We start from the raw sequence: 17,469 nt of genomic DNA, 5'->3' as shown, positions 1-17,469 counted from the left end.
ATGACGAATCAGAAGCGGTATAATGTTGCTGTAGTCGGTGCTACGGGTGCAGTAGGGGAACAAATCATTGCATTATTGGAACAACGTCAATTCCCCATTCAATCTTTGAAGCTGTTGTCTTCGGCACGTTCAGCCGGTAAGAAGATCGTATTTGACGGTCAAGAAATTACGGTTGAGGAAGCGAAACCGGAGAGCTTCGAAGGCGTTGATATTGCCCTGTTCAGCGCAGGCGGCGACGTTAGTAAAGAGTTGGCTCCAGCAGCTGTAGAACGTGGAGCGGTATGTATTGACAATACCAATGCATTCCGTATGGATCCCAACACACCACTCGTAGTTCCAGAAGTGAACATCGAGAAAGTGAAGGAACACCAAGGCATTATTGCCAATCCGAACTGTTCCACGATTCAAATGGTAGCAGCCTTGAAGCCGCTCTATGATCGCTACGGTATTTCCCGCATCATCGTGTCTACGTATCAAGCAGTGTCAGGCGCTGGCAGCAAAGCGATTAGCGAGCTGTTGCGTCAATCTACAGAAGTGCTTGCAGGCAATGAAGTTGAGCCGGACATTCTTCCAGTTGGTTCTTTGCCCGTGAAGCATCAAATCGCATTCAATGCTATTCCTCAAATCGATAAGTTCCAAGATAATGGATTCACGCTCGAGGAAATGAAAATGATCCGTGAAACCAAGAAGATCATGAATGATGATAGCCTTCAAGTGACGGCAACATGCGTCCGAATTCCGGTCGTATATGGCCACTCTGAATCTGTATATGTTGAGTTGAAGGACGACTTCCAAATGGAGGATGTGCGCGAGCTGTTGGCAAACGCGCCAGGATTGACGCTCGTCGATGAGCCTTCTGAACAGAAGTACCCGCTTGCTACCGAATCTGCAGGCAAGCCAGATGTTTTCGTTGGCCGTTTGCGTCGTGATCTGTCTCAGCCACGCGCATTGAATATGTGGGTCGTATCCGACAATTTAATGAAAGGCGCTGCATGGAACGCGGTACAAATCGCAGAGTACATCGCTTCGGAGCGGCAGTAATTGGCAGGCCGCTCCTGCCTTTTTGTCTTACTTGACAAGGTGTGTTCAGCTTGGTCACTGCGTGATTCGTTGAATAGCCTTTTATTTCGTTCTGGCAGTCAGTCTTCATTAGTTGGGGGAAATAACACATGCGAATATTAGTACAAAAATTTGGTGGAACTTCCTTGTCTACACCCGAAGCCAGAGAAAGAGTCATACACCATATCCGTCGGGAACTGGCGCAGGGTTACCAATTAGCTGTGGTTGTATCAGCAATGGGAAGACGAGGAGAACCATATGCAACCGATACATTACTTGATTGGGCCGGTCAGAACGGGGACAGTTTGCCAGCACGTGAGAAGGATATGCTATTGTGCTGCGGCGAGATTATCTCGGCTACAACCCTGTGCAGCTTGTTGAACAGTGAAGGGATTACATCTACTGTGCTAACAGGTGCTCAAGCTGGTTTCAAGACAGATAGCCACTTCAATAATGCCCGTATTCTGGATGTTACTCCGGATCGGGTCGTTGATGCGTGGAAAGATGTACAGGTTGTAATTGTAACAGGATTCCAAGGCCAAACAGAAACTGGTGACTTTACGACTCTTGGCCGTGGTGGCAGTGATACATCTGCAACAGCATTGGGTGCGGCGCTGCACGCAGAAATTGTCGATATTTATACGGATGTTAACGGCATCCTAACGGCAGATCCTCGACTGGTAGAGGACGCGAAGCCGCTTACGATCGTTAGTTATGCAGAAATATGCAACATGGCACATCACGGCGCCAAAGTTATTCATCCGCGCGCGGTGGAAATTGCGATGCAAGCTCAGGTGCCTGTTCGCGTTCGTTCTACATTCAGCGATGAAGAAGGAACGCTCGTTACGAATCCGGAAGGGTTCCGAGATATGCAGCCTGACATCGTTGATCGCTTTGTAACGGGAATTGCCTATGTCGGCAATGTAACGCAAATCACGGTGGAATCGCGCGAAGGCGTATATGATTTGCAATTAAAAGTGTTCAAGGCAATGGCACAAAATCAAATTAGCGTTGATTTTATTAATGTAACCCCTTCTGGCGCGGTTTATACGGTATTTGATAGCGATGCGCCGCGGGCACTGCATGTGCTCAAAGAGATGGAATTCGAGCCAAAATCGTTATCGGGTTGTGCGAAAGTATCTGTAATCGGTGGAGGCATCAATGGCGTGCCAGGTATTATGGCACACATCGTAGAAGCCTTGACAGAGCAAGAAATTCAGATTCTTCAATCCGCCGACTCCAATACAACGATTTGGGTTCTTGTACGCAAGGAAGATATGGTTCGGGCTTTGCGAGCGCTGCATGCGAAGTTCCATCTGAATCGATAGCACGCAGCGCTAGGGATGTCCGGGCCTTGCGCATAATGTCGCAGGAGGAGGAGTCTTTAGTGGATTTTGGTAGATTAATTACGGCGATGGTGACGCCGTTCAATGAACATAATGAGGTAAACTGGTCTGAGTTCGAGCGTTTGCTGAATGCTTTGATTGAAGAACAGAAGAGCGACAGTATCGTTGTGTGTGGGACGACAGGGGAATCTCCTACATTGACAGACGACGAGAAGATTGCGTTATTCCGTTTTGCAGCTCAGAAGGCAAATGGACGTGCACGCATTATTGCTGGTACAGGTAGCAATAATACAGCTCATTCCATTCATTTGACGAAGGCAGCAGAGGAAGCGGGCGTTGATGGCATCCTCCTTGTCGCTCCTTACTATAATCGTCCGACTCAAGAAGGCATGTATCGACATTTTGAGGCCATTGCCAACTCTACCTCTTTGCCAATCATGCTGTACAATGTTCCAGGAAGGACTGCATCGAGCATTTCTGTTGAGACGACGCTACGTTTGGCTGAACTGCCGAATGTAGTTGCTACGAAGGAGTGTGCTGGTCTTGAGCAAACATCGCTGATCGTTGCTGGTGCGCCCGCTTCATTTAGAGTGTACAGCGGAGAGGATTTTTTGACATTGCCTACTTTGTCCGTTGGTGCGTATGGAGTTGTCAGTGTTGCTAGCCATCTCGTAGGTGCACAGATGAAAGCGATGATTGAACATTATCTAGCTGGTCAGCATGAAGAAGCAGCTAGACTGCATCATGAACTGTTCCCTGTATTTAAGGGACTGTTCTTATGCCCTAATCCAGTTGGAGTGAAGCAAGCTCTCCAGTTAGCTGGTTTCGAGGTAGGGAGCGTCCGTTTGCCGCTTGTTGAGGCAACTTCGGATGAGGCTGCAGCGATTCGCGAGCTTGTTCAATCCATTAAGAAATAATAGGAAAATAGAACTTTTACAATGTGCATAATAGCGCACTTACGAAGCCGATGCTGAGATCCAGCATCGGTTTTGTGTTTTTCGGCAACAATAGGAGGACAAATCGCCGACTTGTGTTTTTTACTTTTGTTCATGTATAATGGATATCAAGTGACTGGGTGCGGTATATTTTTCAAAAGAAGGATGTTCATTGGTACGACGGCCAATTGAATATAGGAGGTTAAGATCCAATTGTCGAAGAAAAACAACGTTGATAAATTGTCCATCTTCGCATTGGGCGGCGTAGGTGAAATCGGAAAAAATATGTACGTCGTCCAATACGGTAACGATATCGTCGTCGTAGACGCAGGGTTGAAGTTCCCGGAAGAAGACATGCTCGGAATAGATATTGTCATCCCGGATATTTCATACCTCACGGAGAATCGAGATAAAGTAAGGGCTATCTTGATTACGCACGGACATGAAGATCATATTGGCGGGTTGCCATATGTACTGAAGCATTTGAACGTTCCAGTATACGGAACAAGATTAACGCTCGGATTGATTGAGAGCAAATTGCGGGAAGCGAATTTGCTAGGTGAAACAAAGCGAATTCTAATTACAGCTGACTCGGAAATTCAGCTCGGAGCTATTCGTGCAAGCTTTTTCAAGACGAACCACTCCATCCCGGATTCGGTTGGTGTATGTCTCGATACACCCGAAGGATGCGTAGTTCATACAGGAGACTTTAAGTTTGACCATACGCCGGTCAACGGTCAGTATGCTGACCTGCAGCGTATGGCGGAAATTGGCCAGAGAGGAGTTCTTGCACTGCTGTCCGACAGTACGAATGCAGAACGCCCAGGCTTTACACCATCAGAAAGTAGTGTGGGTGTCGTTCTGGAAGATATCTTCCGGAAGGCAGAGCAGCGTGTAGTTGTTGCGACATTCGCTTCAAATATTCACCGTATTCAACAAGTCATTGATGCAGCATATGCAACAAACCGTAAATTAACAGTCATTGGTCGGAGCATGGTGAACGTCGTCACGATCGCTTCCGAGCTTGGCTACTTGAACATACCTGATGGAATGCTGATCGAACCTGAAGAAGTGAACAAGATGGCTGCTGATCGGGTAGTAATCCTGTCCACAGGCTCCCAAGGCGAGCCGATGTCAGCCTTGACGCGCATGGCGCGTTCTACGCACCGTAAGGTTGATATTCTGCCAGGTGATACCGTAGTTATCGCAGCTACACCAATTCCAGGAAACGAAAAATACGTAGGTAGAACTGTTGATGAATTGTGCCGACTAGGCGCACATGTCATCTATGGCGGATCGAAGACTGGCGTCCATGTATCTGGTCACGGCAGTCAAGAAGAATTGAAACTGATGTTGAATCTGATGAGACCGAAGTACTTTATTCCGATTCACGGTGAATACCGTATGTTGCGCAACCACGCTGATTTGGCGGAAGCAGTCGGAATTGAGCGCGAGAATATCTTCATTACAGATATCGGTGATACTGTTGAAATTACAAATGGTGTTGCACGCCGTGGCTCTAAGGTTCAATCCGGTTATGTACTTATCGATGGTCTTGGTGTCGGCGATGTCGGCAATATCGTATTGCGCGATCGGAAGCTGCTTTCCCAAGACGGAATTTTGGTTGTTGTTGTTACACTCAGCAAGCAGGAAGGTACGATTTTGTCAGGACCAGACATCATCTCTCGCGGATTTGTCTATGTTCGGGAATCGGAAGGATTGCTTGATGAAGCGAACCGCATCGTCACTTCAACACTGCATAAGCTAATGAATGAAAATGTGAACGAATGGGCATCACTGAAGACGAATGTGAAGGATGCGCTTGGACGTTTCTTGTACGAACAAACGCGCCGTCGTCCAATGATTTTGCCAATCATTATGGAAGTATAGAACGAAGTGAGCGAGAATCCCAGTCACCAGTCATTCTCGCTCACGAACGTTATCAGCCGCCGTTCCTGCCGTAAGGTAGGGACGGCGGCTTTTTGCGTTCCCGCTGCTGTATAAAACATCGCAGGGTGAAGCATGCTATGACGGCATTGTACCGGTCAATTGGAGGTAATGGAACATGATGAACGAACAGCCTTTAGATCCACAGGGACAGCCGCAGCAGCTACCCAAGGGTCCGCCAACGGTAGAAACGATCCAACAGCTGGGGACGGCATCGATTCCGTCAACTGGTGAGTCAAATATTTATTGCTTGAATATCATCGGTCAGATTGAGGGGCATATCGTATTGCCTCCACAGAACAAGACAACGAAATACGAACATGTCATTCCTCAGCTTATCGCAGTGGAGCAAAATCATAAAATTGAGGGTGTACTTATCGTATTAAACACGGTTGGTGGCGATGTAGAGGCAGGTCTGGCTATCGCAGAGATGATATCCTCCCTGTCCAAACCGTCGGTAACCTTGGTACTTGGAGGAGGGCATAGTATAGGAGTTCCGATTGCTGTGTCTGCCAATGTGAGTGTAATCGCGGAGACAGCGACGATGACGATTCACCCGATTCGATTAACGGGTCTTGTCATTGGCGTTCCGCAAACCTTTGAGTACTTAGAGAAAATGCAGGAACGTGTCGTTCGCTTTGTTAAAGCTCATTCGAATATTTCGGAACACAAATTCAAGGACTTAATGTTTACAACTGGCGAGCTGACGCGCGACATTGGGACGACGGTAATCGGACAGGATGCTGTCAAGCATGGCCTAATTGATGAAGTCGGCGGAATTGGTACTGCATTGGAGCATTTGAATCGCTTGATTGAAGAGAAGCGTGCAGAGAGATGTTCGAAGGAGGGGCACCATGATCAAGGCCATCATAATCAAGGTCATCATGAGCACGTCCAGCATGAACAAGCACAACATAATCAAGGTCATCATGAGCATGCCCAGCATGAACAAACACAACATGATCAAGGCCATCATGAGCATGCCCAGCATGGAGCACATTCGAATCATTGTGAACATCAGGCCAACACGTCTGAGCAGCCAATGCTATTAGGTGGACAGTGTGGGGCTAATCCGCAGCATACTGGCACACAGGCAATGTATGTGCCAGCAAAGGAGCGAGGATAATGCTGCACACAATTATTCCGATGGAGCAAGTGCTGCAAGGGATTGATAAGGAGCCGTCTTTTTTCGAAATGCAGTGGCAGGGACGCACCTTGCTTGTACAGCAGGTTGACAATACGACGGTTCGTATCGAACGATTGCTGAAAGACACAAGTATGCATGATTTTCTGGATCCGGGGTTTTCGCCCGGTACGATTATTCCTCTACGCTAAGTGTTATCTTGTGCGATGTGAGGTCACATGATCCATGCTGATCCATATTTCTCATTTAGACAGATCCTACCCGGACTCTGTCTTTTTTATTTTTCTCAATTCCCTTGTTATGGAATGGTCATAGGAAGAACGGTTGTTCTGTGTTATAATGAGGGATGGAGGTGACGGCATTTTGGCCCGTAAGAAGAAGAAAAAGCAATCCTTCAGCAAGAGCCTGAAATACGAAATCTATGGCATATTGCTGATTACCTGTTCCGTCATTGCGCTGGCTGGCGGGGCGGCGTTCGGGCGCTCCTTATCTAAAATATCAGGCTTGCTGCTTGGTAAATGGTACTTTTTCATACCGCTCGTGTTCATATATATTGGATTGTCGGTAATGATTAAACGCCAGTGGCCTTCAGGCTGGAACTCCCGCAAGAGCGGCATCATGGTCATTATTCTTGCTTTGACGATGATAAGTACCGTGCACGCGGTAGAACAACGTATTTTGCCAACTGCAACGGATGAAGTAAGTGCTGGATACATATTGAAAGACATACATAATGCTTTGAACTTAGAACTCGTGCAAGCAACCGATACAGGCACGGCTGGAACAATGCTGCAGAAAGACATTAGCGGCGGATATATAGGTGCAATTCTTTATTGTACCTTATTTGTATTATTTGGTGCATTAGGAACAAAACTGCTCACCATCGTCATGCTCTTCATTGGTTTCATGCTGGCTACACAGCTTTCCTATGTTGAGCTTGTGAGGCTGATTCGTACCCAAGTGAAGAAATTCGCGGCTGTCATGAAGAAGAAGCGCAAAGCGCGTATCAATGAGCGCAAACGAATGGAAAGCAAGCAGCGTAAATCGGCGAAGAAGGACGCAGATGACGATTACATGCTCGATGATGCGCTTGATGATGAAGAAGATGATGGGAATTTACAAGGCCGCACACCTGTATTTATGCAGATATTCGGCAAAATCAGTGAGGCAAGCAAGAAGCGATTCCTCTCCACCAAAGAAGATGATGAAGAATACAACGAAGGTTCTGCTGTATATACAAGCAAGCCGCACGCGGCTAGATTGAATGAAGAGCACACTATACAGCCAGAGGCTGGAGCCGCTGCAATGAATACGGTAAGCAAAGCTTCGAAGCTGAACGCACTCCTTGCTCGTATTGAACAGGATGACGAACAATCCCATGCTCCATTGTTCCGTGATTTTACAGCAACTGCGGACGTCGATCATATTGATAATTTGGATTCCCAAGAGGATGTAGCAATCAGTGGATTTACCAAGCCGCACACTTCTCCTATTGATGAGGCAGCAGACGACATTGAAGATGATTGGAACAATGAGAATCAAGCTAAGTCGGAAGACATGAAGCACGGGCAGATTGAGCATAACCATGCGGATGAGCTTACAGGTGATGAGGGTGATATCCATCTGGAGACAGATGGATTGCTCAGTGACGGTGAAGGCTCAGGGCAGGCAGTCGTTGTCCAAAAGCCGCCTCCGAAGCCGTACAAGATGCCTCCATTCAACCTGCTTGCGAAGCAGCAGGGAAATGGGAAGGGCGGCGATCAAGCCGACTTCATGCAGACAGCTCGCAAGCTGGAAGCTACGTTGGAGAGCTTCGGCGTTCGAGCGAAGGTACTGGAGGTCGTTCGAGGGCCGGCAGTTACCCGCTATGAAATCCAACCTGACATCGGGGTTAAGGTTAGCCGCATTGTCAGCCTGTCTGATGATATCGCACTTGCCTTAGCAGCGAAGGACATTCGGATGGAAGCACCCATACCAGGGAAATCCGCGATTGGGATCGAGGTTCCGAACAATGAAGTATCAATCGTTACGATGCGAGAGGTCATGGAGACACCAACTTTCATTGATGCTCCGTCACGGTTGTCCATTACATTAGGCCGTGATATTGCCGGGACGCCGATTGTAGGCAACCTTGCTCGAATGCCTCACTTGCTCGTTGCAGGTGCTACAGGTTCGGGGAAATCGGTATGTATCAACGGGATTATTACGAGTATCCTGTATAAGGCGAAGCCGGATGAAGTGAAGTTCCTCATGGTCGACCCGAAAATGGTGGAACTGAATGTATACAATGGCATCCCGCATCTTCTTGCGCCAGTCGTTACTGATCCAAGACGCGCTTCGCTTGCTTTAAAGAAAATCGTTGTTGAGATGGAAAAGCGTTATGAGTTGTTCTCCAAATCGGCGACTCGGAATATTGAAGGGTATAACAAGCTGGTTGCAGATGAGCCGGACAAGGTACTTCCTTATATCGTCATTATTGTCGATGAGCTCGCGGACTTGATGATGGTCGCTGCCAATGATGTAGAGGATTCAATATGCCGATTAGCTCAAATGGCGCGTGCAGCTGGTATCCATCTGATTATCGCGACCCAGCGCCCATCGGTTGACGTTATTACCGGGGTTATTAAAGCTAATATTCCGTCTCGTATCGCGTTCGGTGTATCGTCCCAGGTGGATTCACGAACGATTCTGGATATGGCAGGCGCCGAGAAGCTGCTCGGACGTGGGGACATGCTATTCCTGCCGATGGGCTCATCCAAGCCGATTCGTGTGCAGGGCGCATTCCTGTCCGACCAAGAGGTCGAGGCAGTCGTTGGATTCGTAAGCGGTCAAGCGCAAGCGGAATACAACGAAGAGCTGGTGCCGGAAATCGATGAGAGCGGACATGCTTCTGATGAACCGGTCGATGAGTTGTATGATCAAGCGATTCAAATCGTGCTCGAAGCGCAGCAAGCCTCGGCATCGCTACTGCAGCGCCGGATGCGCATCGGATATAACCGCGCCAGTCGTCTGATTGATCATATGCATATGCAGGGCTTGATTGGCGCGCATGAGGGCAGTAAGCCGCGTGAAGTGCTGATCACATTGGAACAATATCAACAAAGCAAAATTTCATCCTAAATAGGATACAGAAAGAGAGCGCCCTGCGCTCTCTTTTGCTTATGCAGTAGGTGTTGGCTGTAAGTGCATAGATCTCTATCCGTTATCTCATAATAAAGTTGCCAATCCTGTTAAATTCACAAGAGAGAGGTAGACGTTAGGCATGAGAAAACGGATGATTTGGATCACGATATGTATTGTATTCATGCTAATTGGAGCGTTCCAGTACAAGCATATGGGCAAGACGGAAGCCACATTTAGCAATGCAACACTGCAGCAAGGCTCCCAAGGCCAAGATGTGAAGGAGTTACAAGGTCGATTGAAATTCCTTGGTTACTATGATGGCAAGACAGATGGAATCTTTGGTCCCGCGACGAAGAATGCAGTGACATGGTTCCAATGGAAGTTCGGCATGAAGTCAGACGGAATCGTTGGATCGAAAACCAAAGAAATGCTAGTAAAAGCTACGAAAAATTGGAAGCCTGAAACTTCGGGCGGAACGGCACCTACCAAGCCATCTGGCTCAACAAATAATAATGTTAGCGGCTCCAACAATTTAGGGTTGTCGGAGAATGATTTAAAATTTATGGCCAATGCCGTGTATGGCGAAGCGCGCGGTGAGCCTTATGAGGGACAAGTAGCTGTAGCCGCGGTAATATTGAACCGTGTGAAGTCGCCAAGCTTTCCGAAGACAGCGTATGGCGTAATTTTTCAACCAGGGGCATTTACTGCAGTAGCGGATGGACAGATTTGGCTTGAACCGAACGAGAATGCCAAACGAGCGGTGAAGGACGCCATTAATGGCTGGGATCCTTCTGGTGGCTGTCTGTACTATTTCAACCCTGAGACGGCAACTTCGAAGTGGATTTGGACTCGACCTCAAGTCAAAACAATCGGCAAACATATCTTCTGTATGTAATCAAGTGACCGAAGCGGCAGTTGAGATGAGACGGTACGGGATGCTACATACAGAAGCGGGATGAAGAAGCAATGGCGTTCAGTCCATTTGCTTCTTTGTTTCCATTTCGGTATGTTAAGGATGTTGAACGATTGATCATATGTGTACGGAAGCGAGAAGGTATACATTGGATTATCACTGAATATAACATGCAACATGGTTGCAATTCACCGTGACAATCACGGAAGAAATGGGGTTAGATATGGTGAGCAAACCGACATTTGAACGGGGAAAGGTTAAAGGCATGCGTGTTCATGTTATGCCGACAAAGCGCTTCAAAACGTTCGCCATCTCTGTGTATGTGGGCATTCCTCTTCAAGAGGATACCGTAACGAGTACGGCACTTACGCCTTTTGTATTACGGAGAGGGACGGCTTCTTATCCAGAGACGATTCGGTTCCGCGAGCGACTTGATGAGCTGTATGGAGCGGGCTTCGGCTTCGATGTGTTCAAGCGAGCAGATTATCAAATTATCCAGTTCCGCATGGACGTTATTAATGATGCATTTGTAAGTTCATCTGAGTCTTTGCTTGCCCAAGCATTTCAGTTTTTGGGTGAAGCCATTACAGCACCAGTTATGGACAATGGAACATTGCGCAATAAGTATGTAGAAGAAGAGAAGCAGACAGTGCGTCAGCGGATTGAATCTATTGTCAACGATAAAATTCGCTACGCAGCAGAACGCTGTGTGGAAGAAATGTGCAAGAATGAACCGTATCGACTGCATGCGCTTGGTAATCGGGACGATCTGGATGGAATTGATGCAGCGACCTTAACCGATAAGTATCGCTGGCTGCTTGAGCATGCGGCGATTGACGTATATGTTGTTGGAGATACGTCCTATGAAGAGATAGAACGCTGTGTCGAGGCTTCATTCCGTATCGATCGAAACGTGGAGACACCATATGCACGTTCTATTCCAGTACCACGTATTGGTGAACCGAACACCGTCATTGAACGTTTGGAGGTTAGCCAGGGCAAGTTGAATATGGGGCTTCGATCTACGATTACGTATGCGGACGATGCTTATCCTGCCGCGCTTATGTACAATGGCATATTAGGCGGTTACCCGCATTCAAAGCTGTTTATAAATGTGCGGGAGAAAAACAGCCTTGCATATTATGCAGCTTCTCGCTTTGAAGGCCACAAGGGTATTTGTACCATTCAGTCAGGTATTGAGTTCGAGAATTTCGATAAAGCCCGGCAAATTATTATTGAGCAGTTGGATGCGATGAAGGCTGGGCAGCTGCAATCGCTTGAAATCAGCCAGACGAAGGCCATGATTGCGAATCAATTGCGGGAGATTGATGATTCTTCGTTTGAGATGATTGGCTTTGATTTCAATCGAGTGTTATCCGGAAGAGAGCGCACAACGTCCCAGCTCATTGATGAGGTAGAGCATATTGAAGCTGCACATATTCAAGAAGTCGCACAGACCTTCCACTTGGATACCATTTATTTCTTGCGCAATAAGGAGGAGGCCTAATCGATGGAACAACGTCAATACTCCAATTTGCAAGAAACCATATATTATGAGCGGATGGACAATGGTCTGGATGTGTATGTTCTGCCAAAAGCGGGATTCCAGAAAACATACGCAACCTTCTCTACAAAATATGGCTCCATCGACAATCACTTTCAAGTAGAAGGACAAGAAGAGGTTCAAGTTCCGGATGGGATTGCCCATTTCTTAGAGCATAAAATGTTCGAAGAGCCAGAAGGGGATATATTCGCGAAGTTCGCAGAACTGGGGGCATCTGCGAATGCCTTCACTTCATTTGATCGTACGGTCTATTTGTTCTCTTCCACTTCACATATTGAAGAGAGCCTGCAGACATTGATTGATTTCGTGCAAAGACCTTATTTTACAGATGAAAATGTAGAAAAAGAAAAAGGCATTATCGGCCAAGAGATTAACATGTATCGCGACAATGCAGCGTGGCGAGTGTACTTCGGCCTTATTGAGGCAATGTACCACATCCATCCTGTTCATATCGACATTGCAGGCACAATCGAATCGATTGGAACCATTACGAAGGAGACGCTCTATACGTGCTACCACACCTTCTATCATCCTTCCAATATGCTGCTGTTCGTTGTAGGCGGTGTTGATCCGAAGGGCATCTTCGAACTTGTGCGAAGCAATCAAGCGGCCAAATCATTCGAGCCACAGGGCGACATTCGCCGGATCTTTGAAGAGGAGCCTGTTGAGGTTAAGGAAGCAAGACGTGTGGCGAAGCTGCCCGTTTCTCTGCCGCGTTGTCTATTTGGCTGCAAGGAACCGCGTCCGGGCTTAGAGGGCAGAGCGCTTTTGGAATACGAAGTGACAACCCGCCTCATGCTGGACTTGATGATGGGCAGCAGTTCGCCGTTGTATCAGACCCTGTATGAGGAGGGTTTGACGACAGATTCATTTGGCAGCGAATATACCTGCAGTCCGGACTATGCATTCTCCATTATCGGCGGTGAATCAAAAGACCCTGATGGCCTAGTGAAGCGGGTGCAGGAGCTAATTGATGAACGCAAGGCGTCGGGCTTTGAGCAGGCAGCATTTGAGCGTATTCGCAACAAATCGATTGGCTCATACTTGCGCATGCTTAATTCACCTGAAGCAATTGCCAATGAATTTACGAAGTATAAGTTCCGTGATACCGATTTATTTGATATACTTTCGGTATACGAGACGCTAACGTTAGAACAAGTTCATCAACGGTTGAAAGATCATTTTGATTGGAATCGGCTGGCAGTATCTATTGTCGAACAACCGTAACATACGAAGGCGTGCCTATCAATAGGTGCGTCTTCTTTTTTATCTAAAGAGAATACTTGTCCATAGGGGGAGAACATGTATGAAAGCATTGTCAGATACTTCTGTTCTTATTACCGGAGCAAGCCGAGGAATTGGAGCTGCGATTGCGGAGCGCTTCGCCCAAGTCGGCATGAAAATTGTTATTCATTATTTGCATTCACATGAAGCAGCAAATGAGGTAGCCCGTAAATGCATCAATCACGGGGCGCAAGTAATGACGATTTCAGCTGATCTAAGAGATATGGAACAGCTAGATCGAATGAAGGACAAGCTTGATGAACTGGGGTTTACACCCGACATCTTGGTTAACAATGCTGGGGTTGCCTATTACGGATTGTTCACGGATGTGACAGAACAAGAATGGACGGACTGCATGGATATCAATCTGAAGGGGATGTTTATGTGCACCCAGCGGTTCGCTCCTCACATGATTACGCAGAAGTACGGTCGAATCATCAACGTATCTTCAATTTGGGGAATCACTGGAGCATCTTGTGAAGTCATGTATTCGATGGCCAAAGGCGGGGTTAATGCGTTTACGAAAGCATTGGCCAAAGAGCTGGCTCCTTCTGGTGTAACCGTAAATGCAGTAGCTCCAGGGGTAGTGGATACCGATATGGTGAAGCATCTGGATAAACAAGAGCGAATGGCATTGCAAGAAGATATTCCGTTAGGACGGCTTGGAACCCCTGAAGAAATAGCCTCCCTTATTTACTATTTGGCATTGCCGGAATCCGGTTATATTACAGGACAGATTATTAGTCCCAACGGTGGATGGCAGATGTAAGCGATCTGTTTGCAGACAGAACGTATAATTCCGGTGGCAGAGGCACATATTACGACTGATGAATTCACACTAGGCCACAAGGAGGGCGTTCTCATGTCATCAGTACTTGAAAACTTCGACTCGTGGAAAAAGTTTCTTGGTGAGCGTGTCAAGCAAGCAAAAGGGCTAGGCATGTCTGAAGAAACAATTTCCAAGCTTGCTTTTGAGATCGGATCATTTCTGGAAGAAAAGGTTGATCCTAAAAATGCAGAAGAAAGTGCATTGAGGGAGTTATGGAATGTAGGCTCTGATGAAGAGCGGCAAACGATTGCTCGTTTGATGGTAAAATTGGCTGATAAAAACGGGTAATTCGTCATTTTGTCCATATATCTAAAGAAAGGAAGTTCTGGTACGAACTTTCTTTCTTTTCATACCCATAACCAGGCGCAAACGACATGAATACATGCTCAGAACCTGCTATAATGGTACTTAATCGGAGAAAATAAGAAAGTATTGCGTTTTTTCTCGTTTTTTAGCCATACTCCGGTGGAATTTGTGTCCCATGTATTGTAGAATGGAAAACGGCGGATAACCGTGGATGAGGTGTGTCATGGAGTACAAACAGTGGTATATGGAATATAAGATACATAAGAACCGACCTGGTCTTCTTGGAGACATTGCTTCGCTGCTTGGTATGCTTGAAGTGAATATCTTGACGATTAATGGTGTGGAAGACAAGACAAGAGGAATGCTTCTGCAAACCGATGATGATGAGAAGATCGAAATCATGGGACAGATGCTGAAAAAGGTTGACAATATTACAGTGTCCGCACTACGGCAGCCGAAGTTGGTTGATATTCTGGCTGTACGCCATGGCAGATATATTGAACGCGATTCTGATGATCGGAAGACGTTCCGCTTTACAAGGGATGAGCTTGGCTTGCTGGTTGATTTTCTGGGGGAAATATTCAAGCGGGATGGCCATCAGGTGATCGGACTTCGAGGAATGCCCCGGGTTGGCAAGACAGAGTCCATCATTGCTGGAAGTGTGTGTGCGATGAAGCGCTGGACGTTTGTATCTTCGACGCTGCTCAGGCAGACCGTACGCAGCCAAATGTCGGATGAAGAATTGAATCCAAACAATATCTTTATTATCGATGGTATTGTCAGTACAATTCGTTCAAATGAGAAGCATGCTGGATTGCTAGATGAAATTATCAACATGCCATCCACGAAGGTCATAGAGCATCCAGACATATTTGTTCAAGAAACCGGCTATAGTTATGATTTCTTCGATTATATTATTGAATTGCGCAGTAACCCGGATGAGGAAATTACGTATGAATCGTTTACGATAAATTATAACGAAATTTAACATAAAGCAGTACGCAAGTGCAGCTTGGATTAAGGACAGGAGGTGAAGTTGTGTCAGAATTAGGGCAATTATTGAAAAAAGCAAGAGTGGAGAAGAATCTCTCTCTGGATGATGTGCAAGAAGCAACGAAGATACGTAAACGTTACTTGGAAGCGATTGAAGAAGGGGACTATAAGGTTCTGCCGGGTTCGTTCTATGTACGTGCTTTCGTGAAGACGTATGCAGAGACGGTAGGCTTGAATCCTGATGAAGTATTGCAGTATTACCGCAACGACATCCCAACGCCGGAACCAGAGCCAACAATTGAACCGCTAATGCGTACGAAGAAACGTAGTGTACAAGCTCCGTCTGATCGATTCGGACGCTGGGCATCGACGCTGCTTCTATGGGCATTCATCATTCTTATTGGTGTCATAGTATATTTCTTCGTCGTGATGAAAGTGAATCCGAGCACAACGGATAACACTTCTGATGATACGAATATTACAGAGACACAAAATCCATCAATAGGCTCAAATGGAGCGGCGAATGGCGACAAAGCAGGACGAAACAATGCAGGTGGAGCGGTTCAGCAGCCGGTTAAGCCTACTACGCCGGAACCTCCGAAACAGGTGGAGAAGCCAATCGTCATGTTGGAATCCTCCAAGCGCTCTGAGGATGTATACACCGTATCGGCTCCAGCAAACACGCCAGTGAAGGTAGAGATTAAAGCGGCAGGCGACAGAAGCTGGCTGGCTGTTCATGAGAAGAGCAGCAACGGGAAGAAGCTTCACTATGCAACATTGGAGAAAGATCAGACCGTTACGTTCGATATGACCGAACAAGGTATGTTCATTCGTGCAGGCTATGCCAAAGCAATTGAAGTGACAGTTGCTGGCGAAGCATTGACGAAATCCGATAACGAAGGCTCCAAAAATATTCGTCTGCAGTGGGTATCTTATGAGGAAGCTCAGAAGCTGCAAACGGAGAAGCAAGGTCAAGCCTCAACGAACAATGCGAACCAAGGCTCACGTTAAGTAAGCGGTCTTTCCTTAGGCACTTGGTGTGAATTTCATCATGATACATGACATATTCACTTTGCGAGAGGAGACAATAATAGCTGCGGCGATCATTGTTATTCTCCAATAAAATCAAGTGAGGTGTCGAGCGATGGCAACCAGTTGGATCGTTACCGGAGCAGGTATTGTGGTCAGCTTGTTAGGGTATTACTTGACGCCAAGTGTTTGGGGGTACGGTGTGTTAGGCTTCGGACTGGCTCATATTTTGCTGGGCATTATTGATATGTTCCGAGCGCCAGCACGTGTCCGTTTTTAGACAATCGCATGCTACTGGGGCATTCTTTTGCAGGCTTAGGTCTGTGTAAGAATGCCTTTGTGTATATACATAACTATGATCATACAAAGGATTTGATTTGACAGCAGTATTTGTAAAGGGGGAGCTAATGATGGCGGACAGTTCATTTGATATTGTATCCAAGTTGGATCTACAGGAAATGAATAACGCGATTACACAAGCAATGAAGGAGATCGAATCTCGATACGATTTCAAAGGGAGCAAAAGTAAAATTACACTTGAGAAGGATGAAGTGATAATTGTCTCGGATGACGAGTACAAACTGAAAAATGTCATTGATATTTTACAGTCCAAAATGGCCAAGCGCGGCGTAGCCATTAAAAATATGGAGTTCGGCAAAATTGAACCTGCAGCTTCTGCTGCGGTACGGCAGCGAGCGAAATGCAAGCAAGGAATCGATCAGGATGTAGCAAAGAAAATTAACATTATGATCCGTGATTCGAAGTTAAAAGTAAAGAGTCAAATCCAAGGTGATCAGATTCGGGTTACTGGGAAAAGTAAAGATGATTTGCAAGCTGTTATGACGCTGTTACGAGGTGCAAATCTGCCGCTAGATCTACAGTTTACGAATTATCGCTAAACGATAGCCCATCATCACTAAGCTGCAAGAGGGAAGGATGCTGGGCTCTTTTTGCTTTTTTGACTCCAAAGTCATGCCTGTATTATACTTGATGAGGT

The 17,469-nt window shown here is 46.6% G+C and carries 15 protein-coding genes and 1 pseudogene; all 16 read left to right on the top strand.

Annotation, left to right across the window (positions count from 1 at the left end):
* The 16 genes and pseudogenes from BBG47_RS16495 (at nt 1) to BBG47_RS16425 (ending at nt 17,371) form a co-directional block, all read left to right on the top strand.
* Nucleotides 1-1,041: an aspartate-semialdehyde dehydrogenase gene (locus BBG47_RS16495; protein ID WP_021256499.1), complete on the top strand. Its 1,041-nt coding sequence runs from the start codon at nt 1-3 to the stop codon at nt 1,039-1,041.
* 128 nt (nt 1,042-1,169) lie between these two features.
* Nucleotides 1,170-2,387: an aspartate kinase gene (gene dapG, locus BBG47_RS16490; protein WP_065292592.1), complete on the top strand. Its 1,218-nt coding sequence runs from the start codon at nt 1,170-1,172 to the stop codon at nt 2,385-2,387.
* A 59-nt stretch (nt 2,388-2,446) separates the two neighbouring features.
* Complete coding sequence (dapA, locus tag BBG47_RS16485; protein WP_065292591.1) at nt 2,447-3,322, top strand: 4-hydroxy-tetrahydrodipicolinate synthase; 876 nt, start codon at nt 2,447-2,449, stop codon at nt 3,320-3,322.
* A gap of 231 nt (nt 3,323-3,553) precedes the next feature.
* Nucleotides 3,554-5,230, top strand: coding sequence for a ribonuclease J (locus BBG47_RS16480; RefSeq protein ID WP_021256496.1), 1,677 nt, complete (start codon nt 3,554-3,556; stop codon nt 5,228-5,230).
* 175 nt (nt 5,231-5,405) lie between these two features.
* A pseudogene (locus tag BBG47_RS16475) lies at nt 5,406-6,116 on the top strand (ClpP family protease); the annotation flags it as partial.
* 296 nt (nt 6,117-6,412) lie between these two features.
* Nucleotides 6,413-6,622 (top strand): YlzJ-like family protein, encoded by a 210-nt coding sequence (locus BBG47_RS16470; protein WP_021256494.1) that lies wholly within the window; start codon nt 6,413-6,415, stop codon nt 6,620-6,622.
* A gap of 172 nt (nt 6,623-6,794) precedes the next feature.
* Entirely contained in the window at nt 6,795-9,551 is a 2,757-nt protein-coding gene (locus BBG47_RS16465) for an FtsK/SpoIIIE family DNA translocase (RefSeq protein WP_175400551.1), read from the top strand.
* A 142-nt stretch (nt 9,552-9,693) separates the two neighbouring features.
* On the top strand, nt 9,694-10,449 hold the full coding sequence (gene sleB / locus BBG47_RS16460) for a spore cortex-lytic enzyme (RefSeq protein WP_065292588.1): 756 nt from the start codon (nt 9,694-9,696) through the stop codon (nt 10,447-10,449).
* A 244-nt stretch (nt 10,450-10,693) separates the two neighbouring features.
* Nucleotides 10,694-11,974: an EF-P 5-aminopentanol modification-associated protein YfmF gene (yfmF, locus tag BBG47_RS16455; protein ID WP_175400553.1), complete on the top strand. Its 1,281-nt coding sequence runs from the start codon at nt 10,694-10,696 to the stop codon at nt 11,972-11,974.
* A gap of 3 nt (nt 11,975-11,977) precedes the next feature.
* Nucleotides 11,978-13,258 (top strand): EF-P 5-aminopentanol modification-associated protein YfmH, encoded by a 1,281-nt coding sequence (gene yfmH, locus BBG47_RS16450; RefSeq protein ID WP_065292586.1) that lies wholly within the window; start codon nt 11,978-11,980, stop codon nt 13,256-13,258.
* A 79-nt stretch (nt 13,259-13,337) separates the two neighbouring features.
* Nucleotides 13,338-14,084 (top strand): elongation factor P 5-aminopentanone reductase, encoded by a 747-nt coding sequence (gene ymfI / locus BBG47_RS16445; protein WP_065292585.1) that lies wholly within the window; start codon nt 13,338-13,340, stop codon nt 14,082-14,084.
* A gap of 93 nt (nt 14,085-14,177) precedes the next feature.
* Nucleotides 14,178-14,432, top strand: coding sequence for a DUF3243 domain-containing protein (locus BBG47_RS16440; RefSeq protein WP_065292584.1), 255 nt, complete (start codon nt 14,178-14,180; stop codon nt 14,430-14,432).
* 241 nt (nt 14,433-14,673) lie between these two features.
* Nucleotides 14,674-15,438, top strand: coding sequence for a DUF3388 domain-containing protein (locus tag BBG47_RS16435; protein ID WP_021256487.1), 765 nt, complete (start codon nt 14,674-14,676; stop codon nt 15,436-15,438).
* Between the two features lie 50 nt (nt 15,439-15,488).
* On the top strand, nt 15,489-16,454 hold the full coding sequence (locus tag BBG47_RS16430) for a helix-turn-helix domain-containing protein (RefSeq protein ID WP_065292583.1): 966 nt from the start codon (nt 15,489-15,491) through the stop codon (nt 16,452-16,454).
* A 133-nt stretch (nt 16,455-16,587) separates the two neighbouring features.
* Nucleotides 16,588-16,752 carry a hypothetical protein gene (locus BBG47_RS29965; protein ID WP_021256485.1) on the top strand — a complete coding sequence of 55 codons (165 nt, stop codon included), beginning with the start codon at nt 16,588-16,590 and terminating at the stop codon, nt 16,750-16,752.
* 127 nt (nt 16,753-16,879) lie between these two features.
* A complete protein-coding gene (locus BBG47_RS16425) occupies nt 16,880-17,371 on the top strand; it encodes a YajQ family cyclic di-GMP-binding protein (RefSeq protein ID WP_036592415.1) in 492 nt (163 codons plus the stop codon).
* The last annotated feature ends 98 nt before the right edge of the window (nt 17,372-17,469 follow it).

The sequence above is a fragment of the Paenibacillus sp. KS1 genome (assembly GCF_001680695.1).
GTDB lineage: Bacteria > Bacillota > Bacilli > Paenibacillales > Paenibacillaceae > Paenibacillus_B > Paenibacillus_B suaedae.
The sequence above is the reverse complement of the archived record's forward strand: the minus strand, read 5'-3'. Positions and strand labels throughout refer to the sequence as shown.

Bases quoted from the DNA above. Each gene is read 5' to 3' on its own strand.
- BBG47_RS16495 (WP_021256499.1), top strand. From the start codon at position 1: ATGACGAATCAGAAGCGGTATAATGTTGCTGTAGTCGGTGCTACGGGT.
- dapG (WP_065292592.1), top strand. From the start codon at position 1,170: ATGCGAATATTAGTACAAAAATTTGGTGGAACTTCCTTGTCTACACCC.
- BBG47_RS16470 (WP_021256494.1), top strand. From the start codon at position 6,413: ATGCTGCACACAATTATTCCGATGGAGCAAGTGCTGCAAGGGATTGAT.
- sleB (WP_065292588.1), top strand. From the start codon at position 9,694: ATGAGAAAACGGATGATTTGGATCACGATATGTATTGTATTCATGCTA.
- yfmH (WP_065292586.1), top strand. From the start codon at position 11,978: ATGGAACAACGTCAATACTCCAATTTGCAAGAAACCATATATTATGAG.
- ymfI (WP_065292585.1), top strand. From the start codon at position 13,338: ATGAAAGCATTGTCAGATACTTCTGTTCTTATTACCGGAGCAAGCCGA.
- BBG47_RS16440 (WP_065292584.1), top strand. From the start codon at position 14,178: ATGTCATCAGTACTTGAAAACTTCGACTCGTGGAAAAAGTTTCTTGGT.
- BBG47_RS16435 (WP_021256487.1), top strand. From the start codon at position 14,674: ATGGAGTACAAACAGTGGTATATGGAATATAAGATACATAAGAACCGA.
- BBG47_RS29965 (WP_021256485.1), top strand. From the start codon at position 16,588: ATGGCAACCAGTTGGATCGTTACCGGAGCAGGTATTGTGGTCAGCTTG.
- BBG47_RS16425 (WP_036592415.1), top strand. From the start codon at position 16,880: ATGATGGCGGACAGTTCATTTGATATTGTATCCAAGTTGGATCTACAG.